Raw genomic sequence first — 23,825 nt, 5'->3', positions numbered from 1 at the left:
GTAGCGGGTCTTCAGACACGTCCACCTTCCGCACGCGAATCCGGAGGCACCGTGAAGCTCTTGCTCACCTCGGGCGGCGTCACGAACCCGAGCATCCACGCGGCGCTCGTGCAACTCCTCGGCAAGCCGATCGCCGAGTGCCACGCCCTCTGCGTCCCGACCGCGCAGTGGGGTCACCCGATGTGCGGTCCACAGTCGGTACGGGGCTTCGTCGCCGCCGAACCCGTCCACCGACACCTGACCGGCCTGGGTTGGGCGTCGCTCGGCGTCCTCGAGCTGACCGCACTGCCCACCGTCGGCGCGGAGCGATGGGTCCCCTGGGTCCGGGAGGCCGACGTCCTGTTGGTCGACGGTGGCGACGCGACGTACCTGCACCACTGGATGCGCGAGTCCGGGCTGGCCGACCTGCTGCCGTCGCTGCCCGACACGGTCTGGGTGGGAGTCAGTGCCGGAAGCATGGTGATGACGCCCCGGATCGGCATGTACTTCGTCGAGTGGCCGTCCGCGCCGGACGACCGCACCCTGGGCGTCGTCGACTTCTCGATCTTCCCGCACCTGGACGCCTTCCCCACGAACACCATGGCCGACGCCGAGCGGTGGGCCGCCGACGTCGGCGTCCCGGCCTACGCCATCGACGAGCAGACGGCCGTCAAGGTCGTCGACGGCGCGGTCGAGGTGGTCTCCGAGGGGCGATGGAAGGCGTTCGGGCGGTAGCCGCCCGGCTCAGCCGGTGATGCGGAAGCTCCGGGTGGCGAACGCGCCGAGCGCGATCCGATCGGCGGCCACCGACCCGCCCACCGGCTGCTCGGCGAGGTCGCACTCGGCCAGCCGGCCGTCGAGCCCGGACACGGTGGCCACCACCTCGGCGGAGGTCGGGTTCACCAGCCGTAGCACCACGCCGTCGCCGTCCTCGGCGAGCTTGTACGCCGACACGTGCGCCCCCTTGACCCGCAGCCCGGCCGTCCGGGCCGGCGCCGTCGTGCCGGGGCGCAGCTGCCAGGCCCGCAGCGGCGCGCGGCGACGGGCCGCCGCGGCGGTGACCGCGGCCTCGCCGTCGTCGAGGCGTACGCCGATGGCGGCGGTGACGCGGCGGCGGCACTGCGCCTCGGGGGTGGGGAGTTGCGGGCCGGCGCCGGCGGTGCGGGCCCGCAGGTCGGGTCGGGACAGCCAGCCGACCGCGCGCAGCACCGTGACGGCCAGCGACGGACGCTCGCCCGTGATGCCCTGGACCTCGGGCAGCCCGGGCGCGAGGACCGCCAGGCCGGGCAGGGTGGCCAGGGAGCGGACCGGGGCGACGCCGGCGTCGGCCTCGTAGCCGCGCTCGTCGGGCAGCGGGCCGAGCGGCGCCTTGAGCGGGCGGGTGAGCAGGCTGAAGTGGGCGTCGGCGGTCCAGCTCGTCGCCGGCGCGTCGGTCGGGAAGTGGGCCTGGAGGCGGTGGTCGTCGGCGGTGTTGTCGAACTCCAGTCGCCAGTCCAGCTCCGGCACCCCGGACCAGATGGTGGCGGTGACGGTCAGCGGCAGCACCACCCGCTCGGCGGAGCGGGCGCCGCGGTCGGCGGTGAGGCCGGCCGGCACGTCGAGGTCGGCGCGGACGACGATGCGCGAGGCGACGGCGGTGTCGTGGACCCACGCCTCGCGCAGCACCGGCGTGACCGGCTCGTCGGCCCGGGGCGGGTCGTAGGTGTAGGTGTCGCCGGCGTCGCCGGAGTCGACGAGGCGGCCCAGTCCTGGCAGGCTCCGGCCGGTGGCCGCGTCGGTCAGCGTGAACGAGGCGTCGTCGGCGACGGTCAGCGTCCAGTCGCCCCGGGTCACGGTGCGGCCCGCGACGCCGGCCGGCCCGGCGTCCGGCTCCCCGGCGGCGACGGTCGCGGTGTAGCCGGTCCAGCCGCCGGTGGGCGCGTCGGCGACGAACGCGATGCGGTGCCGCAGCGTGTCCCGGGTGTCCGGGAGGAGGTCCAGGTCGGCGCAGAACAGCGGCGTCGGCTCGGTCCCCACCAGGTCGTACGGCACCGGCTCGCCGTCGGCGTCGACCAGGCCGGTGAGGGTGTGCCCGGGCGCGGTGTACACGTCCACCTCGACCGGCGCGGTGACCGGCGCGGCGTGCGGGTTGACCACCACCAGCGCGGCCGCGTCGGCGACCGGGTCGCCGGCGAGCCGGGTGTCCAACCCGAGGTCGAGCAGGGCCCGCTCGACCAGGTGCTCGCCGGCCTGCTGGGCGCGGGCGAAGCGCACCTCGTTCTCGCGGTGCACCTCGTCGACCGAGCAGCCGCAGATGGAGTCGTGCGGCGCGTTCTGCAGCAGCTGGTCCCAGGCGTGCCGGAGCAGCCCGACCGAGTCGGTGCGGCCGGCGCGTACGGTCAGCGGCTCCGCCCAGGCCTCCAGCAGCGTCTCGGTGGCGGCGTTGGCCTGCTTGAGGTACAGCCGGGCGGAGAGCGTGCCGGCGAGCACGAAGGTCAGCCAGTCCCCCGGATACCGCAACTCACCGGTGACCACCTCGCCGGCCGGCACCGTGTCGCGGATCGCGTCGAAGTAGTCGGCCAGCGTGCTCTCCACCGCCGCGCCGTCGGCCAACCCCGCGGGCAGCCGGCGCGGCGCGAGGTGGTCGCCGCCGTTGAGCAGCAGGTACGGCCCGTCGGCGTCCCGGCCGGCCTGCTTGTCCCGGAACGCGGTGAGCCGGTCCGCCGCGGTGGCCGCCTCCCAGAGCACCTCCGGCTCGTAGTAGCCCTGGTTGACCGCCACCACCTCGGAGCCGTCCGGTGCGCGCCAGCGGAACCTCGCCAGGTGCGGTGGCGCGCCGCGCCAGACCAGCGCGGTGTCGAGGCCGAAGCCGCGCAGCACGCGGGGCAGGTCGGCGGGGTGGCCGAACGCGTCGGGGCAGTAGCCGACGCGGGCGAGCGTCAGACCGAGGTCGGCGGCGACCCGGCGCGCGGCGAGCAGGTTGCGGACCAGGTTCTCGCCGGAGACGAGCTGGTTGTCGGCGAGGACGTGCCACGGCCCGACGTGCAGCCGTCCGGCGGCGGCGTGGGCGCGGATCCGGCCGGCGAGGTCGGGGCGTACGGCGAGCGCGTCGAGGGCGGTGACGGTCTGACCGTCGAGGTGGAACCGGCCCAGCTCCCCGGAGTCCAGCTGGTCGCAGACGCGGGCGACCAGCTCGGCGAGGCGGGCCCGGAACGACTCCATCGGCCGGTACCACTCGCGGTCCCAGTGGGTGTGGCTGACGACGTGCACGGTCATGACATCTCCCGGCTGGTGACGAGCGCGGCGGCGAAACGGGCGGTGACCACGGCGGGTCGGGTGATGGCGGTGCCGACCACCACGGCGTGCGCGCCGTGGCGCAGCGCGGCGGCCGCCTCGTCGGGGGTGTTGATCCGGCCCTCGGCTACGACCGGCACCGGCAGCGCGCCCGCGAGCGCGGCGATCAGCTCCAGGTCCGGGTCGTGCGGCACCGCGCCGCCGGTGTAGCCGGAGAGCGTGGTGCCGACCAGGTCCACGCCGGCGGCGACCGCGGCGTAGCCGTCGGCGGCGTCGGCCACGTCCGCCATCACCAGCACCTGCGGGTGGCGCCGCCGCAGCCCGGTCACCGTCTCGGCCAGCGTGAGCCCGTCCGGGCGGGGGCGGCGGGTGCCGTCGAGCGCGACGATCTGCACGCCGGTGGAGGCGACCCCGTCGGCGTGCGCCAGGGTCGGGGTGATGTAGACGCCGCCGCTGCCGGCCTTCACCAGCCCGATCAGCGGGGTGTCGGGCAGCGCGGCGCGCAGCGACCGCAGGTCGCGCAGGCCCTGGGCGCGGATCGCGGCGGCCCCGCCGCGCAGCGCGGAGCGGGCCAGCGCCACCATGTGCGCCGGGTCGTCGAGCGGTTCTCCGGGGTCGGCCTGGCAGGAGACGACCAGCCGGCCCCGGATCGTGTCGAGCACGGTCATCGGGTGATGTCCTCCACTACGGCGCCGAAGGCGCGATCGGGGTCCACGTCGGACGGATCGGCGCCCAGCGCCCGGGCGGCCCGGCGCAGCGCGGCCAGGTCCGCCGGTCCGGCCGGACGGTCGGGGTCGACCGCCAGGTCAGCGGCCCGCTCCCCCGCCAGCGCTCCGTGGGCGGCGGCCAGCTGCACGGCGGCGAACCGCGGATCGTCCGGCGGCACGTCGGCGACCCAGGCCAGCGGCACGCCGGCGGCGACCAGGTCGCGCTGCACCGCCAGCAGGAACGCCGGGTCGTCGCGGACGGCGTGCGCCGGCCGGCGGTCCAGGGCGGCCCGGGCGGCGAGCGCGCCGGCCGCCTCGCCGACCGCCCACTCGCCGTGGTGCACCCGGTAGGCGGCGGCCGCGACCTGGGTGGCGCCGAGGTTCTTGGCGGCGGCGAGCAGGTTGACCGCGCCGCGCGGGACCAGCGCGGTGGCGGGGACGGTGAACGGCGCGGTCTCCCGGTAGACGGGCTCCGGGTGGCCGGTGCGCTCGTGCAGGTCGACGTGGTACCAGGTGACGCCGAGTGAGCCGGGCAGGTGACGGGCGCGGGCGCGCCCGGCGACCGGCGCCAGGTCGTGGCCGGTGACCGGCCGGTCCACCACGATCCGGCGCGACTCGCGCAGGTACGGGGCCTCGGCGAAACCGTCGGGGGTGCCGGCGGCCTCCGGGGCGAGGCGCAGCCCGGGGAACCCCCGGCCGCCGTCCTCCCGGGGCGCCTCGGTCCGCAGCCAGTGCACGAACGCGGCGGTCAGCTCGCGGCCGGCCCGCTCGGCCCCGGCCGGGTCGCCGATCGGGTCGTACCCGGCGCAGTCGTTGGACGCCCAGTTGAGCACCGCCAGCTCCGGCGTGGTGGCGCGCAGCCGCCGGTAGGTCCAGAACGGCGGCCGGCCGTCCGGGCCGTCGGTGAACATCCGGTACCGGTGGGTGCCGCCGTCCCAGCCGGCGATGTCGAAGGAGAGCCGGTGCCGCAGCTCGGCGTAGCGGGCGGGTTCGGGGCCGGTGAAGTTCGCGCCGGGACGGTGTTCCACCAGGGCGCACCAGGTGAACGACTGCTGGGCGGCGGGGTCGGGGCCGCCGGGCACGGCGTCCGGCTCGCCGTGCGCCTCGCGGCCCTCGGAGCCGGTCACGGTGGCGAACCCGGCGAGCGGGGCCAGGTCGCCGCGCTCGGTGGCGTCGCAGAACACGGCGGCGGCCAGCACGGTCCCGTCGGCGAGGGTGAGGTCACGTACCCGGCCGCCCTCGGTCCGGGTGGCGACCACCGTGAGCCCGGTCCGCACCGTCACCTTCGCCTCGGCCAGGGCCGTGTCGAGCACCCGCTGGGCGACGGCCGGTTCGAAGCAGAGCCGGCTCACCCAGCCGCCGCCCGGGTTGGCGGCGCCGCCGTAGTGGGCCCGGACGGCGTCCCGGAACGCCCGGTAGCCGGTCGAGGCGCCGAAGCTCTCGATGTGCGGATGTTCGTCGAGCGCCGGCAGCGCCTGCGTGGTGACCTGGCCGCCGACCCGGGACAGCTCCTCGACGAGCACCACCGTGGCGCCGGCCCGGGCGGCGGCCAGCGCGGCGGCCACCCCGCCGAGGCCGCCGCCGATGACGGCCACGTCCGCGGTCAGGTCCGGTTCGGGGCTGCTCACCGGTGGTCCTCCAGAGTGAAGTCGATCTCGTAGGTGCGGTGCCAGGGCAGCGTCACCGAGCCGGGCCGGACCGCGAGTCCCGGGACCGCGTCGAGCTGTCGCCACCGCTCGCGGAGCAGGTGCTCGACGCGGCCGGTGACGGCTGCGGTCTCCGCGTCGGTGACGTGGTCGTGCCGGGTCGGGTCGGTGCCGCGCTCGTGGCGCAGCCGCGGCCGGGCGTACGACATCCAGATGTGGTCGTCGACCAGCCGGTGGGCGAGCAGCCGCCGGGCGGCGTTCTCGTCGAGCGTGCCGCCGGCCCGCCCGACCTGGTACGCGACGAGCGTGGCGAGCGCGCTGCCGATGGTGTTGCCGGCGGTGTTCCAGCCGGCGAAGCCGGCCAGCCGGGCGTACGAGCCGTCGGTGGCCAGGTCGGCGACGAGACGGGGATCGGCACCGTTGCCGAGCGCGCAGTCGGCCAGGGCCACCGGCCGCCCCTGCCCGAGCAGCCGGCGGACCAACTCGGCCGTGTGCGCCGCCGGGGCGGGGTCGGTGTCCGGCGGCGGCGCGGTCGCCCAGTCGGCCTCGCCGGGTTGCGGCGGGTGGACCACGAGCACCGCGTCGGCGGACGAGTCGTCCACCACTGTCGCCCCGGCGGCGGCGGCCTGGCTGGCGATCCCGGCGCGGACCGGGACGGGCTCGTAGCGGGCCACCCGGTCCAGTCCGTCCGGGTCGGCGCAGGCGACCGCGATCCGGGGCGCGTGGCCGGCGGCGGCGGTGAGCGCGCGGGCCACCAGCACGGCGCCGATCTCGTCGGCGCCGGGGTGCGCGAGCACCCGGTCGGTGATCTCCAGCCAGCCGGCCCAGGTCCACAGCCACTGCCACTCGGCGGTGCCGACCGCGGCGACGGCGGTGTCGTCGGCGCCGACCACGAGGACGTCCAGCACGCCGTCCGCGGCGAGCCCGAGCGCGGCCTGGTTGAGCACGTGGTTGCGCTGGCGGCGGCGCAGGAAGTCGCGGCGGATCGGCGCCGGCACGTCGGTCTCCGGCAGCTGCGGCGTACCGATGTGGTGGTGCAACGCGGCCGAGTACGCGTGCAGCGCCCGGCCGTGGCGGGCCCAGTAGTCGGGCTCCTCGCCCGCGTCGTCGGCGTCGGGCGTGCGTTGCACGACGGTGGCGGCGTACACCGGGGTGGGTCCCTGGGCCAGGGCGGCCCAGCGGCCGAGCACGGCGGCGACCGGGTCGTCGCGCAGCCGGGAGGCGATCAGGCCACCGAGGCCGAGCGTCTCCAGCGCGACCACGGCGGCGTCGGCGCGGCGGCCGACCAGCCAGTGGGCCAGCCGGTCCGGGTCACCGGGCTGCCGCTGGGCGGGCAGCAGGTCGGCCGGCGGGGTCTGCACGCGGGCGCCGGCGACGGCGGCGACCAGGCCCGGCAGCGTGCGGCAGACCGGTCGGTCGTCCAGTGGCACCAGCGCGATGTCGATCACGGGTGAACCACCGCGGGGGTGGTCGGGAGGTCGAGCACGCGCCGGGCGGCCTCGGCGGCGCCGACCAGTGCGGCGTCCGCGCCGAGCGCGGCCGGGACCAGCGGCACCGCGCCGAGCACCGGCATGCAGGCGGCGGTGCAGGCCGGGCCGGCGGCGGCCAGCAGCTCGGGTACGGCGGCGCCGCCGCCGATGACGATCCGGTCCGGGTCGAGGACGTTGGCGAGGCCGGCGAGGGCGGTGCCGAGCGCCGCGCCCGCCTCCACCAGCACGGTCCGCGCGACGTGGTCGCCGGCGCGGGCCCGCCGGACCACCTCGGGCAGGTCGACCGGGTCGCCGGTGCGCTCGGCGTAGCGGGCGGCGACGGCGGGTCCGGCGGCGACCGCCTCCACGTGCCCGGTCGCGCCGCACGGGCAGGGCCGCCCGAGCGCCTGTGGCACGGGCAGGTGCCCGAGGTGCCCGGCGGCGCCGGACCGGCCGGTGAGCAGGGTGCCGGCGGCGTGCACACCGCCGCCGATCCCGGTGCCGACGGCCACCCCGATCACGGTGGGCAGGCCGCGACCGGCGCCGTGCACGGCCTCGCCGAGGGTGAAGGCCTGGACGTCGTTGAGCACCGTGCCGGGCAGGCCGAGGCGGCGCCGCAGCGCGCCCGGCACGTCCACCCGGGACCAGTCGTCGATCGAGGAGGTGGCGGCGGTGAGCAGCCCGGTCGCCGGGTCGACCAGGCCGGGAGCGCCGACGCCGACCGCGACCGGGTGCCCGCCGAGCGAGCGGATCAGCTCGGCGGCGCGGTCCAGGACGGCGGCGGCGCCGTCGCGGGCCGGCGTGGGGGCCTGGGTACGGACCAGGACGGCGCCGCCACGCACCAGCGCGGCGGCGGTCTTGGTGCCGCCGATGTCGAGGGCGGCCAGGAGCGGGGCGGTCACGGCGTCCTTCGGGTCACGGTGATGCGGAAGTCGTAGCGGTCGGCGCGGTAGATGCTCTCGGCGCGCTCGACCGCGACGCCGGCGTCGTCGAAGGTGGTCCGGTCCACCCGCAGCGCGGGCGAGTAGGGCGCCACGCCGAGCAGCGCGGCCTGGTCGGCGTCGACCACGGTCGCGGAGATCACCTGATCGGCGTGGTCCGGCCGGACGCCGCGCTCGGCGAGCACGTCGTAGAGGGAGCCGCCGACCAGGCCGGCGTCGAGGTCGCCGACCCGTTCGGTGGGCAGCCACACCTCCTCGATGCACATCGGCAGTCCGTCGGCGAGCCGGAGCCGGCGTACGTGGGCGACCTCGGCGCCGGGGGACAGCGACAACTCGCGGGCCACCGCCACACCGGCCGGGACGACGGTGAGGTCGAGCAGCCGCGAGTCCGGACTGAGCCGGCGGCTGCGCATGTCCTCGCTGAACGAGGTGAGCGCGAGCGACTTGGAGATGGTGGCCGGGTCGGCCACGAACGTGCCCGCGCCCTGGGCGCGGTAGACCAGGCCCTCCTCCTCGAGGCGGCCGACGGCCTGCCGGACGGTGGCCCGGCTGACCCCGAACCGGGTGACGAGCTCCCGTTCGCTGGGCAACGGGTCGTGCGGTCGCAGCGACGAGCCGATCTCGGTACGCAGCGCGGTGTACAGCGCCTCGTGCTTGAAGGCGGTCCGACTGGTGGCGGTCACCCCTTCACCCCTCCCTCTCCGATGCCGCGGAAGAACATCCGCTGCAGGGCGAAGAAGACGGCGAGCAACGGAATGACTGCGATCATCGTGCCAGCGGCGACCACGCGTTGGTCGTTGGTGAACGTGCCGGAGAGGTACTGGAGCCCGACGGTGAGGGTGAAGTTGTCCGGGTTCTTCAGCACGATCAGCGGCCAGAGGAAGTCGTCCCAGGCGAAGAGGAAGCTGAACACGCCGACCACCGCGAGAGAGCCGCGCACGCTGGGCAGCGCGACGCGCCAGAACCGGGCCCACTCCCCCGCGCCGTCGATGGCCGCGGCCTCCTCGGTCTCCTTCGGCAGGGCCAGGAAGGCGGTCCGCATGACCAGGATGGACAGTCCGGAGACCGCGCCGGGCAGCAGCACGCCGAGCAGGGTGTCGACCAGGCCGAGGCTGCGCACGGTGAGGAAGACGTTCACCATGATCACCTCGAACGGCACGACGAGCGAGGCGAGCACGGCGGCGAAGACGGCGCCCCGGCCCCGGAAGCGCATCCGCGCCAGCGCGTACCCGGCCATGGCGCCGAGCAGGCAGTTGGTGAGCACGCTGGCGACCGCGACGATCGCCGAGTTGCCGATGTAGCGCCAGACCGGGATGACGTCGGCGACCTTGCCGAAGTTGCCGAGTGTCGGTTCGGCCGGCAGCAGCGTGGTGTTCGGCCCGTAGATCGGCTCACCGGTGCCCTTGAGCGCGGTGGACAGCTGCCAGAGGAACGGGCCGACCAGCAGCACCGTCATCGCCAGCAGCAGCAGGTAGCGCAGGGCCGGCCCGGCTAACCGGCCGACGCCGGCGTGCCGACGCGCGGGACGGCGCGCCGGTGAGCCCGTCGTGGCCAGCCGCTCGGTGCGCTCGCTCATGCCGTTCCGACCGGGCATGCGCACGCGGCCCTCGCTCCGCTCGGTGCGCTCGCTCATGCCTCGTTCCTCTCGCTACGGCGGCGCAGCACGAGCGCCAGGACGGAGAGGCCGAGGGTGCCGACGAAGAGCGTCAGGCTCATCGCCGAGGCGTACCCGATCTCGCCGTCGACGCCGAGGCCGACCTCGCGGATGTAGTAGACGATCGACTTGGCCCGGCCGCCGGGTCCGGCGGTGCCGGAGGACATCACGTAGATCTCGGCGAACACCTTCGTCGCGGAGATCGCGGCCAGCGTCCCGACCAGCAGCATGGTGGGGCGGACGGTGGGCACGGTGACCGACCGGAACCGGCGGACCGCGCCGGCGCCGTCGACGCGGGCGGCCTCGTAGAGCTCGTTCGGCACGTTGGACAGGGCCGCCAGGTAGATGACCATGTAGTAGCCGAGGCCCTTCCAGACGGTCACCAGCATGCAGGAGAGCAGCAGCAGGGTGGCGTCGGTGAGGAAGGGCAGCGGCTCGGCGACCACCCGCAGCTTGACCAGCACGGCGTTGACCAGGCCGTCGGAGGAGAGCAGCCAGCTCCAGATCAGCCCGACCACGACCATCGAGGCGATGACCGGCGTGTAGAACACCGCCCGGAACGCCCCGATGCCGGGCAGCCTGGCGTGCACCAGCTGGGCCAGCAACAGGGGGAGCACCACCAGGCACGGCACGACGACGACCAGGTAGAGGACGGTGTTGCCCAACGCCCGGAAGAACTCGCTGTCGTCGGCGAGGCGGGCGAAGTTGTCCAGCCCGGTGAACTGCCCGCCGCCGAGCGCCCGCGCGTCGGTGAACGCCAGCACGCCGGTGTTGGCGAGCGGTCCCCAGGTCATCAGCGCGGTGACGAGCAGCGCCGGGGCGAGGAAGAGCCAGGGCACGTACCAGCGACGGCCGATCACGTCGGTGAACTCCTGTCGTGGGAGGGGTGGTGGCGCCGCCCGGCACAGGCCGGGCGGCGCCGGGCGTCGGTCAGCGGGCGAGCAGCTTGTTGGCCTCGTCCACGGCCTGGTCCAGGGCGGCCTTCGGGTCGAGGTCACCCTTGACCGCGAGCTGGATCTTCCCGATCACCGCCGCCTTGGTGCGGTCGTCCCACTGCACCGGGGTCAGGTTCTCGGCCTTGGCGATCTGCTCGGCGGAGATCTTGCGGGCCGGCGAGGTCGGGTCGGCCGGATCCACCTGGGTGAAGTACGGATCCTTCAGCGAGTCCGCGGTGGACGGCAGGATCGTCACGATCTTGGCGAAGGCGAGCTGGTTCCGCGCGTTGCTGACGAACTTCGCGAACTCCAGCGCGGTCGCCGGGTTCTTGCTTTTCGTCGGCACGAGCAGGCCCATCACCGACATGTTCGTGGTGCCGTCGGCGCTGGCGATCTGGGGGGCGACCGCGGTGGCCTTGGCGACGGCGGGGGCGTTCTGCCGGACCACCTTCAGGAAGTTGGGCCCGGAGGGGAACAGCGCGACCCGCCCGGCGGAGTACGCCTCGGTCTCCTTGGCGTGGTCCTGGGTCAGCCAGTCCGGCGCGATGGCCTTGCTGGTGTAGAGGTCGCGGACCCGGGTCACGTACTGCACGGCCTCGGGGGTGTTGAACGTCCACTTGGTGGCGTCGTCGTTGAGCAGCGGCACGCCGAGCTTCGCCAGGTTGGGCACGAAGCTGTTCTCCAGCGCCGGGTGCCAGCCGTAGAAGCGGCCCTTGCCGGCGGCGGAGAGCTTCTCGGCCTGGGTGAGCAGCTCGTCGATGGTCTTCGGCGGGGCGGCGTCGGCCATCCCGGCCTGGGCGAAGAGGTCCTTGTTGTACATGGTGACCTCGCTGGTGAGGTACCACGGCAGGCCGTACGAGCCGGCCTGGCCGGGGACCTTGAAGGCGTCCCACGCGCCGGGCACGAAGGTGTCCTTCACGTCGCCGGCGTTGGTCTCCATGTCCACGAAGACGCCCTGCTTCTCCAGCTTCTGGGCGAAGTTGGGGTTCAGGTTGACCACGTCGGGCAGCGTGCCGGCCTGCGCGTCGTTGGTGATCTTCTCCTGCGCGCCCTGGAACGGCAGGTCGACCCAGTTGACGGTGGTGCCGGGGTGCTGCTTCTGGAAGTCGGCGATCAGGCCGTTGATGTAGTCGTCGAAGGTGGGCTTGAGCGCGAGGGTGGCGAAGGTGATCTCGCCCTTCACCTCGCCGCTGATCTTGTCGTCGGAGCCGGCCGAGCCGGCGTCGTCGCCGCTGGACAGGCCGCAGCCGCTGAGGAAGAGCGCGGCGGCCAGCGCGGCCGCCGCGAAGGCGCGGGTACGCCTCATGAGGGGTCCTCCAGGAAGGGGGGAAGTGGTACGGACCAGTGCGCCTGAGCTTGGACCACGATCACCGCCGGGTCAAGCCTCAGCTCCGGTTTTACACTTGATATCCGTTCCGGGCATCGAAGGGAGGTCTTGACTTGTCCGTACCAGTCCCCCAACGATGGGCCGTATGCCATCCCCCACACCCCCGCGACGCGTGGCCGTCTGCGCGGCGACCGGCACGGTCCTGCTCGGCATGCTGGCCGCGCCGGCCGTGGCGCGGACCGCGCCCACCGCCGATCCGGGCCTGCCCACCGTCGTCGCCGCCGGCGGCGACACCGCCACCATCGACGCCATCGACCCGTCCTCGCGGGCGGCCGGCGTCCTCGCCCTCTACACCCCCGACTCCGGCGCCGAGACCAAGACCAACGCGTTCGGCGGCGAGGCGGTGCTGCGCGCCGCCGGCGGCGGCGCGTTCGAGGTGCTGAGCGTCTGCACCGTCCTCGACTCCTGCCCGAAGCCCCGCAACAACGCCATCCCGGCCGACGGGGTGGTGCTCTCCGCCTCCCCGCCCGAGACCGGCGGCGCCGACGACCGCCGCTGGCTGCGCGACCACCTGCACGCCGGCGACCGGGTACACCTGCGCAACCTGCTGATCCGGCGTGCCGCCGCCACCCTCGACGCCACCGACCCGACCGCCGCCACCAACCCCGCCGGGGTGGACCCGGCCAAGGGCGAATGCTTCCCCGGATGCCGGGGCGCCGAGCAGCTCATCGCCTACACGCCGGCAACCGGCCGGGACCGCACCGGCACCAACGACTACGGGTTCGAGGTCGCCGTCCGCGACGGGCGGGTCGTCTCCCGGCAGGGCGGCGACAGCGCGATCCCGGCCGGTGGGTTCGTGCTCTCCGGGCACGGCTCACGAGGCTCCTGGCTGGAGGGCAACGCGCCGCTCGGCGCGAAGGTCACCGTCAGCGGCGCCACCGTCACGGTGGACGTCGACGCGCAGAGCTACCTGCTCGGCGCCGAGCGGGCGGTGACCGCCGCCCGCGCCGGGAAGACCGCCGCGGTGGCCAGCTGCCTCGACATCGACCCGGCCGCCGTGGACACCGCCCTCGCCGAGGCCACCGAGCTGCTGGCCCGGGCCCGGGCCGCGGCCGACGGCGAGCCGGAGCGGTCCGCGGAGCTGGCCCGCGACGCCACCCGCCGCGCCGACGTGGCCGGCTACCGCAGCCGGGAGTCCCGGCCGGTCGAGGGCCGTGGCCTGTGGGTCCGACCCATCGAGACCAGCCCGGAGCAGATCCGCGCCTCGCTGGACCGGATCTCCGCCGCCGGCTTCAACATGGTGTTCCTGGAGACGGTCTGGGGTGGCTACACGATCTACCCGAGCGCGGTGGCCGAGCGGGCCGGCATGCCGGCACAGCGGCCCGAGATGCGCGGCTTCGACCCGCTCAGGGTCTGGATCGACGAGGCGCACGCCCGGGGCGTCGAGCTGCACGCCTGGACCCACACCTTCTTCGTCGGGGTGGAGAGCGGCGGCGGTCCGGTGCTGACGGCCCACCCCGAATAGGCGGCGGTGGAACGCGAGGACGTCGGCAAGGCCGGGCCCCAGCCGTCCCGCATGGAGCCGGGCTACTACTGGATGGACGCGGCCGTGCCCGCGGTACGCACCCACGTGCTGGCCATCTTCGAGGAGATCCTGCGCGGCTACGCCGTCGACGGGTTGCACCTGGACTACATCCGTTACCCGGTCTCGCTGCCCTACGGCGCGGACTTCTCCTACTCCGCGTACAGCCGCACCACGTTCGCCGCGGAGCACGGCGTCGACCCGTACACCCTGACGCCCGACTCGCCGCAGTGGCCCACCTGGAACGCCTGGCGGGAGAAGCAGATCACCACCTTCGTCGACCAGGTCCGCACGATGCAGCGACGGGTCGCCGCCGACCGGCAGCTCTCCGCCGCCGTCTTCGCCGACCCGACCGACGGCCTGGCCAAGAAGTTCCAGAACTGGGGCGCCTGGGTCGACGCCGGCACACTCGACTTTCTCACCGGGATGTCGTTCGGCACCTCGGCCGACTCCGTCGGCCACGACACCGCCGTGATGCGCGAGCGGGTCGGTGACGTGCCGCTCTACACCGCTACCTACGGGCCGCTGCGGGGCACCTCACCGGACCTGATGCTGGACCAAGTGCAGGCGGTGAACGACGCCGACTCCGACGGCGCGGCGCTGTTCGCGTACAACCAGCTCAACGCCCGCCAGCAGGAGGCGCTGCGCGAGGGGACGTTCCGGACCCGCTCGGTGGTGCCGCACGCCGACTACCGCGGCGCCGCGCGGGCCGGCGTCGCGGCCCTGCGGACGACGTTGAAGCGGGCCACCGCCTGTGCCCCGGCGGCGACCACCGCCGCGGTACGGGCCCGGCTGGCCGTGGCCGAACGGCTGCTGGCCGACGGGATGCCCGCCCCGGTGGTCGACGCGGCCGCCGAGCAGCTGGCGAAGGCGGCCGCCTCGGCGGCCGGCTGGGGCGACGCGGTGCACCCCGAGCTGACCCGGCGCACCACCCGGGACCTACGCATGTACGCCCGCTGGGCCGACCTGGCCTGACCGACGACGGCAGGGCGCGCCGGGTCCGGCGCGCCCTGCCGCCCGTCCTGCGGCTCCTCGCAGTCAGCGCAGCCCGGGCCAGGCGGCCAGGTAACCGCCGCCGGTGCCGAAGGACGGGCCCGGCCCGCGCCAGAAGCCGGCCTCGTCCACCTGCGCGGCGGCCGCCGCCACCCCACCGGAGACCGCCACCCCCCGCACCACGCCGGCACCGCCGTCGGTGAACACCACCCAGGTCAGCCGCCGTCGCAGGTCGGCCGAGAGCACCAGCACCCAGGCGTCACCACCGGCGTACGGCGCCAGCCGCCGCCCACCGAGCGTCACCCGCGACCGACCGGCGATCTGGTACGCCGACACGCCCCCGGCGTAGATCCGCCCGGACTCGTCGGCGGTGACCGCGAGCGGCCTGATGGTGTTGCCCCGGTCGCCCTTGCTGTCGATGCGGCTGATCACCACCTGCCCGGCGAGCTGACGCCCCGAGGCCGGGTCGAAGCGCGCGAGGTAGGTGTAGTGCGCGTCCCCGGTGTTGCTCGCCCGGCTGAAGTCGTCGGTGACCACGTTCGGGGCGGGCCGCCCCGGGTCGGCGGCCGAGCGCGAGAAGATCGTGTTCCCGCCGGCGGTCTCCCCCGCCAGGTACAGCCGCCCGTCACGGCCCATCGCCACCCGGTCGGCCCGACTGTCCGCGCACAGGTCACCCAACGCCTGCACCGGATGGTCGTAGGCCCGCCAGCGCAGCGTGCCCCGCCTGTCGTAGGCGTGCACGAAGGCGATCTGCACCGGTGTGCACCGGGCACCACCGGCCTGCCGGAACCCGCTGACGACGATCGACCCGCTGCGGTCGTCCACCGCCACGTCGCTGACCGTCCGGCCGCTCAACGAGATCCGCGACAGCGTCGCACCGCCCAGGTCGTACACTGTGACGGCGGAGCCGCGCAGCGCCGCGACCGTGCCGGCGGACCCGATCGCGACCCGGCCCGCGGCGGTGCCGCGCTGCCACCGGGCGCGCCGGGCGGCGGCGTCGAGCAGCACGACCCCGCGGTCGGTCGCCACGGCGATCTCACCGCCGCCGTGCCGCACCTCAAGGTCCTCGACCGCGCCGGCCAGCCGGACGGTGCGCACCAGTCGACGGCCGGCGCCGTCGAGGAGCAGCAGCGTCCCGGCGCCACCCGCGCCGATCGTCGTCGTCGGTCCACCCGGCACGGCGGTGAACCGGCCGCCGAGCACGATCTGGCACGCCGGGGTCACGTCCACCGCGGTCGCCGCGTCGCCTGCGCGACCCAGGTAGGAACCGGCAGTCGGACCGAGCCGGCTCGGAGACCCGGGCGGCCCGGCGGGCTGCGGGCAGGTCACCGCGGCGGCGCCCAGCCCGGCGCGTCCGCTCGGCGTGGGCGCGGCGGCCGTCGCGGCGGGGCCGTCGGGACCGATCGACGTGGATCCGGCGGCGGGGGCGTCGGCGCGGCGCGGACCGCCCCCGCCGCAGCCGGACGACAGGAGCACCAGGCCGACCGCGGCGGCCAGCCAGCGACGCGGTCGAGAGATCGGGTGCACGCCAACTCCTCCCTCGCCCGGGACGCCCCGTGGCGCGACTCCGGCGGCGACGCGCAGACTAGCAACCTCGTCGTGGCAACGCTCTACATCCCCGTCTCGGTCTACAACGCGGACGGCGAGTCCTGGGCCTACGCCTCCTTCTACGGCCTGTCCATCGAACTCGAGCTGCTGATCCTGGCCGTCATCCTGCGCGCCGCCTGGACCTGGCCCCGGACCGTTCCGGCCACCGCCGGCGGCGACCTCGCCCACGCCCGGGTGTGACGCTCGGGGCAGGTGCGGGTGCCGGGACCTCAACCTGAGGCGGGGTCCTCACCGAGCACCGCCCGCGCGGCCCTCTCCACCAGCTCGTAGCCGTACTCCCGGGACATGGTCAACGCCTGCGACGCGTACGCCCGCGCCTCGTCGGCCCCGGTCGGCCCGCGCAACCGGTGGGCCCGGGCCAGACCGATCAACGCCTGCGCCTCGGCGTGCCGGGCCCCGTCGCCCCGCGCCAGGGCGAGGACCTGCCGCAGGTGCTCGATCGCCGGGCCGGACTCGCCGGCCCGCAGGTCGAGGTCGGCCCGGGCGAGCAGGGCGTGCGCTTCGACCCACCGGTCACCGACCTCGCGGGCGATCCGCAGCGCCTCGGCCGCGTCACGTCGGGCCCGGTCGAGGTCGCCGGTCGCCCCGTGCACCGCCGCCAGCAGTCGCAGGGTGTCGGCCTCGCAACTGCGGGCGCGGGTCCGCCGGTGGGTGGCCAACGCCCGGGTGAGCTGGACCGATGCCTCGTCGTAGCGGCCGAGCAGCAGGTGGGCCTCGCCCAGACAGCCGTGCGCCGTGCCCTGCCCGTGCCACTCGTCGACCTGGCTCTCCAGCTCGATGACCTGCTCGCAGTAGGTGACGGCCTCGGCCAGCCGGCCCTGCTGGAGTCGGATGTTGCCGAGGTTGGCCAACCGCGCCAACCGGCCGGCGAACCGGCCGATCCTGGTGTCGATCTCCAGCGCCTCCAGGCTGTGGCGGGCGGCCAGGTCCAGCCGGCCGGTCTCGAACGACACGTGGGCGAGGTTGTTGAGCGCGCTGCCCTCACCCTCGGCCCAACCACCGCGCCGGGCGAAGGCGAGCGCCCGGCGGAAGTCGTCGAGCGCCTCGGCGTACCGGCTGGTGGCCAGCAGGACGGTGGCCCGGCTCAGGTGGGCGGCGGCCTGCCCCAGCGGGTCGTCGTCCGCCCGTGCGTACGCCAGCGCGGCCTCGGTGATCGGCAGCCACGCCGCCGACGGCGAGGTGAAGTCCAGGTGCCACCGCAGATGGTCGGTGAGCCGCCAGGCGGCCGTTCGGTGCTCCGGCCCGGCGGCCAGGACGGCGGCGATCATGTTGTCCCGCTCCGTTTCCACCCAGCTCAGCGCCTCGGCGCCGGTGGGGAAGCCGACCCGGTGCCGTGCGCTCACGCCCGCCGGCAGCGGCAGCCGGACGACACTCGGATAGAGCAGGCCGGCAGCGAGGTCCATGGTGGACAAATAGTGGTCGTACAGGCGGTCGAGCGCTGCCTCCCGGTCGGTGTCCTCCGCCGCGCCGCGTCGCCGGGCGTACAGCCGGACCAGGTCGTGCCAGCGGTAGTGACCGGGCTCCGCCTGCTCCAACAGATGGGCCCGGGCGAGAGCGTCGAGCAGTGGCTCCACCTCGGCCACCGGCACGCCGGCCAGGGCCGCGGCGGCCGGCGGGGTGACGACGTCCCCCGGGGCGACGCCCAGCAGCCGGAACAGCCGCCGAGCAGCCGGTGGCTGCGCCTCGTACGACAGGTCGAAAGCGGCCACGGTGGCCGTCCCGGTGTCGCCGGGAACACCGAGCACGGCCAGCCGGTCACCGGCGGCGAGCCGCTGGTTGTACCGTCCGATCGGGATCAGCTCGGCGCGTAGGTTGGCGGCGGCGATACGCATGGCCAACGGAAGATAGCCGCAGAGCCGGGCGAGTTCCGCCGTGTCCCGCCCGCCGGCCCCGGGCAGCAGCATGCCCAGCAGGTCGTCGGCCTCGTCCCGGGAGAGCACGTCCAGCCGCAGCCGCACCGCGCCCTCCCGGGCCGTCAGGCCGCGCAGTTGCTCGCGGCTGGTCACCAGCACCATGCAGCCGGCGCCCCCGGGCAGCAGCGGACGGACCTGGTCGGGTTCCCCGGCGTTGTCGAGCACGACGAGGATCCGCCGCAGGGCGGTCACACTGCGGTAGAGCCCGACCGCTTCGTCCGGCTGGTCCGGGATCTGGTCCACCGGTACGCCCAGAGCCTGTAGAAATCCGACGAGTGCGGCCATCGGCGTCACCGGTGGCCGGGGTGAGCTGCCGCGCAGGTCGACGTAGAGCTGGCCGTCGGGAAACCGCTCCCGCGCCGCGTGTCCCCAGCGAACGGCCAGAGCCGTCTTGCCGACCCCGGCCAGACCCGTGACGACCACCGGCGGCGCGGGCTGCTGGTCGGCGACGGCGTCCAACGCGGCCAGCGGCTCACGGCGACCGGCGAAGTGCGTGGCCACGGCCGGCAGCTGGGCCGGGGTCACCGGCCGGACGGCGGGCGCGGCCAGGCTCCGGTCGTCGGTGAGGACGGCGCGTTCCAGCTCCCGCAGCTCCGGTCCCGGCTCGATCCCGGTCTCGTCGACGAGCACGTCACGGACCCGGCGGTACGCCTCAAGCGCCTCGGCGCGCCGCCCGCAGCGGTAGAGCGACACCATCAGGTGCTGGCAGAGCCGCTCGCGCGTCGGATGCGCGGCCGCGAGCGCGGCCAGTTCCTCGACGATCTCCGTGTGCTGGCCCAGCTCCAACTGCGCGGCGAAACGTTCCTCGTACGCCGCCAGTCGCAGTTGCTCCATGCGGGCCGCCTCCGCCGACACGGTGAGCGTCTCGGGCACGTCGGCCAGCGCCGGGCCACGCCACAGCGCCAGACCGCCGGAGAGCTGCCGTACCGCGTCGGCGACCCGACCCTCGGCGACCTCCCGTTTCCCGGCGCGCACCATCCGCTCGAACACCTGGGTGTCGATGGTGTCCTCGGCGGCCACCAGCTCGTAGCCGGCCGCACGGCTGACCACGTCACCGGCCGCACCGGCGCGCAGCAGCCGGCGCAGCCGCATGACGTACCCGTTGACGGCGCCGGCCGCCGTCCGGGTGGGGCGGCCGCCCCAGATCTCCTCGACCAGTCGATCCCTGCTCACCGGTCGGCCGGCCTCGGCCAGCAACACGGCCAGCACGATGCGGTGGTGCGGCGCCGTTACCGGCGCCCACTGCGCGCCGTCCCAGATCCGCACCGGTCCCAGCGCTCGTATCCGCACGACCAGTCCCATCGCCTCACCGCGGATTCATCGACGAATTATCACCCGTGGATACGTTCCACGCGAGGCGTAGGAGCACCGACCGGCGTGGTGCGCCCGCCCACGCCGCCCCCGCCGAGAGGAGACGCCAGCTCATGAGATCCGCGCTGCATCGAAGGGCAAGGGCATCGGGCGCGATCACCGCCGCCCTGGCGACGACGGCCGTCCTCACCCTCACCGTGGGGATCGGCGCCCGCGTCGCACCGCCCGAGCCACCGACCATCAGTCCGGTGGCGGCCCAGCCCGGTGCCGACCCGGGGATCTGCACCCGCGACATCACCTACCGGGGGGTGCTCACCCGCTGGACCTTCGACCCCTGCGTCCCGGACGCGGAACCCTTGCCCGCCGACGTGCGCCAGGCGTTGGAGGAGGACTGGCAGGAGGAGAACGACTGCCCGTCGGCGACCCCGACCGCTACGGCGACCCCGGTGCGGCAGACCGTGGCCGCGGAGCCGGCCCCCGCCGAGCCGGCGTCGGCGAGCTACCCGAGCGGCCCCACCGGCGGCCCGAGCGGCCCCACCGGCAGCCCGAGCGGTTCCCCCGGCAGCCCGAGCGCGACCGCGAGCACCAGCGCGAGCCCGAGCGGCAGCCCCTCGCCGTGCGCCAGCTCGTCGCCCGGACCGAGCGGGTCGGCATCGGGCAGCCCCAGCGGCTCCCCCTCGACCAGCCCGAGCGGGTCACCGTCGGCCAGCCCGAGCGGGTCGCCGTCGGCCAGCCCGAGCGGATCGACCAGCCCCAGCGGGTCACCGTCGGCCAGCCCCAGCGGATCGACCAGCCCCAGCGGGTCACCGTCGGCCAGCCCCAGCGGATCGACCAGCCCCAGCGGGTCACCGTCGGCCAGCCCCAGCGGATCGACCAGCCCCAGCGGGTCACCGTCGGCCAGCCCCAGCGGATTGACCAGCCCCAGCGGCTCCCCGTCGGCCAGCCCCAGCGGGTCGCCGACGGACCCACCCCCCACCGGTCCGCCCACCGGTCCCCCCACCGGTCCGGTTGATCCGCCGCCCAGCCCGACGCCCGGGCCGCCGTGCCCGGGCAACGCCGGCGACGAGAGGCTGGGCGAGGCGCGCAAGGACCGCTACTGCCCGCCGAACCGCAACCCGTCGCAGCCAGTGGTGCTGGTGGCCACCGGAGACTCGATCACCTCCGCCCACCTGCAGTTCCAGAACGCGTTCCCGATGGGCGCCTGCGTGGGCAACACGAGAGCCGACCTCCGCGGTCTGCCCGGCAACGACATGCTGTTCAGCTACGCCGGCAAGTACGCCGTCAACCGGGACCGACGGGTGGTGGAGTACTACAACTTCGCCCGCACCGGCTACGGCACCCAGCAGATCCTCGGCGCGCCCGCCGGCTACCAGGACGCCTGCCGGAACCCCTGGGCCCGGAACTGGCCCCCCGTCGAGCTGGCCACCCGGGCCATCCAGCAGGCCAAGGCCGACCGGAAGGCCGCCTACTTCGTCAGCACCGGCGGGGTGAACAACACCACGTGGACGGGTCTGCTCAAGGCCCTCGCCAGTTGCGGGCTGATGGATCACTACCGCGAGCTGATGCAGACGTACTTCACCGAGCACAAGCTGCCGCTGCAGGCGCAGATGGACTGGTTCGACCTGGCCGGCAACTACACCGCCAAGTCCCGGGTCATCGAAGGCGGCGCGTGTCACGGCAAGGTCGTCGGTGACGTCACCGGGATCAAGTACATCCACCACCGGGTCGAGGTGCCGACCTGGGACGGCCCGGCCCTCTACCCGCAGATCAAGTCCGACGTCGAGGAGATCGTCGACGAGGTGCTCGGCGCCGGCGCCGACAAGGTCGTGTGGATGGGCTACTACGACATCAGCCCGGCCCGCTTCGACGTCGGCCGGCTCGCCGAGCAGTACCGGGTGAACCTCGCCCAGGAGTTGCACGGCTACCTGCCGGGCCAGATCCCCTCCCAGGAACGGGACCTGATCGACGATCCGGGGTGGAAGGCCACGGTGGCGCAGTGGACGAACCAGCTCAACCTGGTGATCCGCACCGGGCTGCCGGCGGACCACCCGAAGGTACGGTTCGCCCCGGCGCCGGCGCTCGGGGTCACCGACCTCCAGAAGACCGCCTTCGGCGGATCTCCGCACCCCAACGAGTCGGGTCACGACAAGCTGGCCGCGGCGCTGGACGCGACCTTCAACTGACCCCACCGCTCGGGGCCCGTCACCACCCGGTGGCGGGCCCCGAGCGACAGCCGGCCCGCAGGGACGTCACCGCGTCAACCGATGCCGTCGACCGCCGCCCGCAGCGCGTTGATCGACGGGTCCCAGGTGAAGTTCAGCACGGGGATGCCCGAGGCGGCGGCGTTGCTGTCGCCGCCGAGCACCACCGCCCGCGGCTTGGCGGTGCCCTGGGGGACGACGAGATACCAGTTGCCCCGTACGTTCGCGATGAACACGTCGTCAACCTCCTGGTCCGGTGGGTTCGGGTCGGCGGCGTCCCCGACGTGGTTCTCGAAGTCGACGGTCGCGCCGAAGTTCGTCGGACCGCCGGTGCCCAGCCACAGGCTGGTGTGCACGTGCGGTCCCACACCGGAGTCGCTGCCGTTCGCCGAGGAGCCGGAGTACGCGATCGTCTGGCCCCGCGACACGCGCTGGCCGGTGGAGACGGCGATCCGCGACAGGTGCAGGTGCCGGGTGTAGTTGCCGTCGTCGTGGGCCATCCCCACCACCCGGCCGGTCGCGGTGGAGGTGTCGGTCTTCACGAGGCGGATGGTGCCGTTCGCCGCGGCCACGACGGGCGTTCCGGTCCCGACCGCGTAGTCGGTGCCCGGCTCGCCCGAGGGCGGCGTCCGGTTCCGGTGGTCCTGCCACGAGCTGGAGATCCGGACGTTCCCGCACGGCCGCTGATAGCCGCCGGCGGCCCGGGCGGTGTCGGGCAGCAGCGCGAACGCGGCCGACACACCGGAGGCCGCCAACGCGGCGCTCGTGAGGAACCCCCGTCGCGAGAGGCCCCGCAGGTAGGCGATCCCGCCCAGGTCCTCCGGCCCCGGGTCGCCGTGGCCCGCGCGCGGCTCCCCACTGAGGATCATCAATGAAAGATACGACCATCTCCGGTGTCGGGCAAGAAATCCACCGCCGCCACCCGGACGCGGTCCGCATCCGGCGCTTACCTTCCCCGTACAGTCGGCGGCTAGCGTCACCCGCATGACGGAACGGGAAGCGGTGGCGCACCTGCTACGCCGGGCGACCTTCGGGCCGACCGCACAGGAGGTGGACGCCGCCGAACGGGCCGGGTTCGCCGCGACGCTCGACCGGTTGCTCGCCCCCGAGGGCGCGGACCGGGGCGCGACCGCGACGCCCCCACCCGCACTGGGCGCCGACCCGGCCGGGCAGGTCCGCAAGGGCGCCAGCCGGGAACAGCGCCAGCAGGCCAACCGGAAGCGCCGCGAGCAGGTCACCGCGCTCACCGGCTGGTGGCTGGAGCGGATGATCGCCGCCGAGCACCAGGCCGGGGAGAAACTGGTCTTCTTCTGGCACGGGCACTGGGCGACGAGCGCGCAGAAGGTCCGTTCCGCCCCGCTGATGCTGCGCCACCTGGACACCCTGCGCCGCTACGGCCCCGGCCCACTCGGGCCGTTGGTCGACGCGATGCTGCGGGACCCGGCGCTGATCCTGTGGCTCGACGGCCAGAAGAACACCCGCCGGGCGCCGAACGAGAACCTGGCACGGGAGTCCATGGAGCTGTTCACCCTCGGCGTCGGCAACGGCTACACCGAGGCCGACGTCAAGGAGGGGGCCCGGGCGTTGACCGGCTGGACGGTGGACCGGTCCACCGGCGCCGCCCGCTTCGAGCCCCGCCGGCACGACCCCGGCCCCAAGACCATCCTCGGCCGGCAGGCCGCCTTCGACACCGGCTCGTACGCGACGCTGCTCGCCGGCCGCCCCGAGGCCGCGCGGTTCGTCGCGGGCCGGCTCTGGTTCCGCTACGCCGGGACGCACACTCCCCCGCCGGACGACCTCGCCGGGCCGGACACGGTCGGCACGCTGCGGCGGATCTTCACCGCCCCGGCCTTCGCGCAGACCCGCGACACGCTGGTCAAGCAGCCCGTCGAGTGGCTCGTCGGCGCGGCCCGACAGCTCGGCGTACGGCCGTCGGCGCTGCCCGAGCAGGGCCGGCGGCGGATCCTGGCCGGGCTGAACGCGCTGGACCAGGTGCCGCTGCGCCCGCCGAGCGTCGGCGGCTGGCCGGCCGGCGCCGCCTGGCTCACCACCTCGTCGTTGCAGGCCAAGATGCGGGTGGCGGACCTGCTGGCCCAGTCTGCCGCGCCGGCCGTGCTGGCCCGGCTGGACGCCGCGCCGGCCACCGGTCGCGCCGACGCGCTGGCCCGGCTGCTCGTGGTCGACGCGTGGAGCGACCGCACCCGGGCGGCCCTCACCCCGCTCACCGGTCAGCCGCGGAAACTGTTGACGGCCGGCCTGGTGAGCCCCGAGTACGCGGTCAGTTGA

General features: G+C 74.9%; 17 protein-coding genes and 1 pseudogene. 5 read left to right on the top strand and 13 right to left on the bottom strand.

Translation table 11 applies throughout. The features are described 5' to 3' along the window. Positions 1–51: 51 nt before the first annotated feature. Entirely contained in the window at positions 52–714 is a 663-nt protein-coding gene (locus O7618_RS06480; protein ID WP_278105053.1) for a Type 1 glutamine amidotransferase-like domain-containing protein, read from the top strand. Between the two features lie 9 nt (positions 715–723). Here O7618_RS06480 and O7618_RS06475 read toward each other — a convergent pair whose 3' ends face one another. From O7618_RS06475 to O7618_RS06435, 9 genes are all read right to left on the bottom strand, one after another. After that, positions 724–3,234: a hypothetical protein gene (locus tag O7618_RS06475; protein ID WP_278105052.1), complete on the bottom strand. Its 2,511-nt coding sequence runs from the start codon at positions 3,232–3,234 to the stop codon at positions 724–726. Further along, positions 3,231–3,920 carry an N-acetylmannosamine-6-phosphate 2-epimerase gene (locus O7618_RS06470; RefSeq protein ID WP_278105051.1) on the bottom strand — a complete coding sequence of 230 codons (690 nt, stop codon included), beginning with the start codon at positions 3,918–3,920 and terminating at the stop codon, positions 3,231–3,233. Before O7618_RS06470 ends, O7618_RS06475 begins: the two co-directional genes overlap by 4 nt. Beyond that, entirely contained in the window at positions 3,917–5,587 is a 1,671-nt protein-coding gene (locus O7618_RS06465; RefSeq protein WP_278105050.1) for an FAD-dependent oxidoreductase, read from the bottom strand. Before O7618_RS06465 ends, O7618_RS06470 begins: the two co-directional genes overlap by 4 nt. Continuing rightward, entirely contained in the window at positions 5,584–7,053 is a 1,470-nt protein-coding gene (locus tag O7618_RS06460; RefSeq protein ID WP_278105049.1) for a DUF4127 family protein, read from the bottom strand. Before O7618_RS06460 ends, O7618_RS06465 begins: the two co-directional genes overlap by 4 nt. Beyond that, entirely contained in the window at positions 7,050–7,976 is a 927-nt protein-coding gene (locus O7618_RS06455; RefSeq protein WP_278105047.1) for an ROK family protein, read from the bottom strand. The genes O7618_RS06460 and O7618_RS06455 overlap by 4 nt, the downstream gene beginning before the upstream one ends. Continuing rightward, positions 7,973–8,698, bottom strand: coding sequence for a GntR family transcriptional regulator (locus O7618_RS06450; protein WP_278105046.1), 726 nt, complete (start codon positions 8,696–8,698; stop codon positions 7,973–7,975). The genes O7618_RS06455 and O7618_RS06450 overlap by 4 nt, the downstream gene beginning before the upstream one ends. Beyond that, positions 8,695–9,591, bottom strand: coding sequence for a carbohydrate ABC transporter permease (locus tag O7618_RS06445; protein WP_347405409.1), 897 nt, complete (start codon positions 9,589–9,591; stop codon positions 8,695–8,697). Before O7618_RS06445 ends, O7618_RS06450 begins: the two co-directional genes overlap by 4 nt. Positions 9,592–9,644: 53 nt before the next feature. Further along, on the bottom strand, positions 9,645–10,529 hold the full coding sequence (locus O7618_RS06440) for a sugar ABC transporter permease (protein WP_278105044.1): 885 nt from the start codon (positions 10,527–10,529) through the stop codon (positions 9,645–9,647). A 70-nt stretch (positions 10,530–10,599) separates the two neighbouring features. Continuing rightward, positions 10,600–11,910, bottom strand: coding sequence for a sugar ABC transporter substrate-binding protein (locus O7618_RS06435; RefSeq protein WP_278105042.1), 1,311 nt, complete (start codon positions 11,908–11,910; stop codon positions 10,600–10,602). A 157-nt stretch (positions 11,911–12,067) separates the two neighbouring features. Between O7618_RS06435 and O7618_RS06430 the strand changes: the two are divergent. After that, positions 12,068–14,488: pseudogene (locus O7618_RS06430) on the top strand (family 10 glycosylhydrolase). Between the two features lie 63 nt (positions 14,489–14,551). Here O7618_RS06430 and O7618_RS06425 read toward each other — a convergent pair. After that, positions 14,552–16,033: a hypothetical protein gene (locus O7618_RS06425; protein WP_278105041.1), complete on the bottom strand. Its 1,482-nt coding sequence runs from the start codon at positions 16,031–16,033 to the stop codon at positions 14,552–14,554. On the opposite strand from O7618_RS06425, the gene O7618_RS06420 reads away from it, so the two are divergent. Further along, positions 16,028–16,294, top strand: a complete 267-nt coding sequence (locus tag O7618_RS06420; protein ID WP_278105040.1) for a hypothetical protein — start codon at positions 16,028–16,030, stop codon at positions 16,292–16,294. The two genes, O7618_RS06425 and O7618_RS06420, sit on opposite strands and share 6 nt — an antisense overlap. Before the next feature lie 29 nt (positions 16,295–16,323). On the opposite strand, the gene O7618_RS06415 is transcribed toward O7618_RS06420, so the two are convergent. Beyond that, positions 16,324–19,329 (bottom strand): BTAD domain-containing putative transcriptional regulator, encoded by a 3,006-nt coding sequence (locus tag O7618_RS06415; protein ID WP_278105038.1) that lies wholly within the window; start codon positions 19,327–19,329, stop codon positions 16,324–16,326. Between the two features lie 508 nt (positions 19,330–19,837). After that, positions 19,838–20,326: a hypothetical protein gene (locus O7618_RS06410; RefSeq protein ID WP_278105037.1), complete on the bottom strand. Its 489-nt coding sequence runs from the start codon at positions 20,324–20,326 to the stop codon at positions 19,838–19,840. 148 nt (positions 20,327–20,474) lie between these two features. Between O7618_RS06410 and O7618_RS06405 the strand changes: the two genes are divergently transcribed. Beyond that, positions 20,475–21,521, top strand: coding sequence for a hypothetical protein (locus O7618_RS06405; RefSeq protein WP_278105036.1), 1,047 nt, complete (start codon positions 20,475–20,477; stop codon positions 21,519–21,521). Between the two features lie 74 nt (positions 21,522–21,595). On the opposite strand, the gene O7618_RS06400 is transcribed toward O7618_RS06405, so the two are convergent. Further along, positions 21,596–22,408, bottom strand: a complete 813-nt coding sequence (locus O7618_RS06400; RefSeq protein WP_278105035.1) for a M23 family metallopeptidase — start codon at positions 22,406–22,408, stop codon at positions 21,596–21,598. Between the two features lie 115 nt (positions 22,409–22,523). Between O7618_RS06400 and O7618_RS06395 the strand changes: the two genes are divergently transcribed. Next, on the top strand, positions 22,524–23,825 hold the full coding sequence (locus tag O7618_RS06395) for a DUF1800 domain-containing protein (protein WP_278105034.1): 1,302 nt from the start codon (positions 22,524–22,526) through the stop codon (positions 23,823–23,825).

It is taken from the genome of Micromonospora sp. WMMD980 (assembly GCF_029626035.1).
Lineage (GTDB): Bacteria > Actinomycetota > Actinomycetes > Mycobacteriales > Micromonosporaceae > Micromonospora.
This window is presented reverse-complemented; position numbering and strand designations above follow the sequence as displayed.

What these genes read in the sequence shown, in the direction of transcription:
- O7618_RS06475 (WP_278105052.1), bottom strand. Translation starts at nt 3,234, where the DNA reads ATGACCGTGCACGTCGTCAGCCACACCCACTGGGACCGCGAGTGGTAC.
- O7618_RS06470 (WP_278105051.1), bottom strand. Translation starts at nt 3,920, where the DNA reads ATGACCGTGCTCGACACGATCCGGGGCCGGCTGGTCGTCTCCTGCCAG.
- O7618_RS06445 (WP_347405409.1), bottom strand. Translation starts at nt 9,591, where the DNA reads ATGAGCGAGCGCACCGAGCGGCTGGCCACGACGGGCTCACCGGCGCGC.
- O7618_RS06435 (WP_278105042.1), bottom strand. Translation starts at nt 11,910, where the DNA reads ATGAGGCGTACCCGCGCCTTCGCGGCGGCCGCGCTGGCCGCCGCGCTC.
- O7618_RS06415 (WP_278105038.1), bottom strand. Translation starts at nt 19,329, where the DNA reads ATGGGACTGGTCGTGCGGATACGAGCGCTGGGACCGGTGCGGATCTGG.
- O7618_RS06400 (WP_278105035.1), bottom strand. Translation starts at nt 22,408, where the DNA reads ATGATCCTCAGTGGGGAGCCGCGCGCGGGCCACGGCGACCCGGGGCCG.
- O7618_RS06395 (WP_278105034.1), top strand. Translation starts at nt 22,524, where the DNA reads ATGACGGAACGGGAAGCGGTGGCGCACCTGCTACGCCGGGCGACCTTC.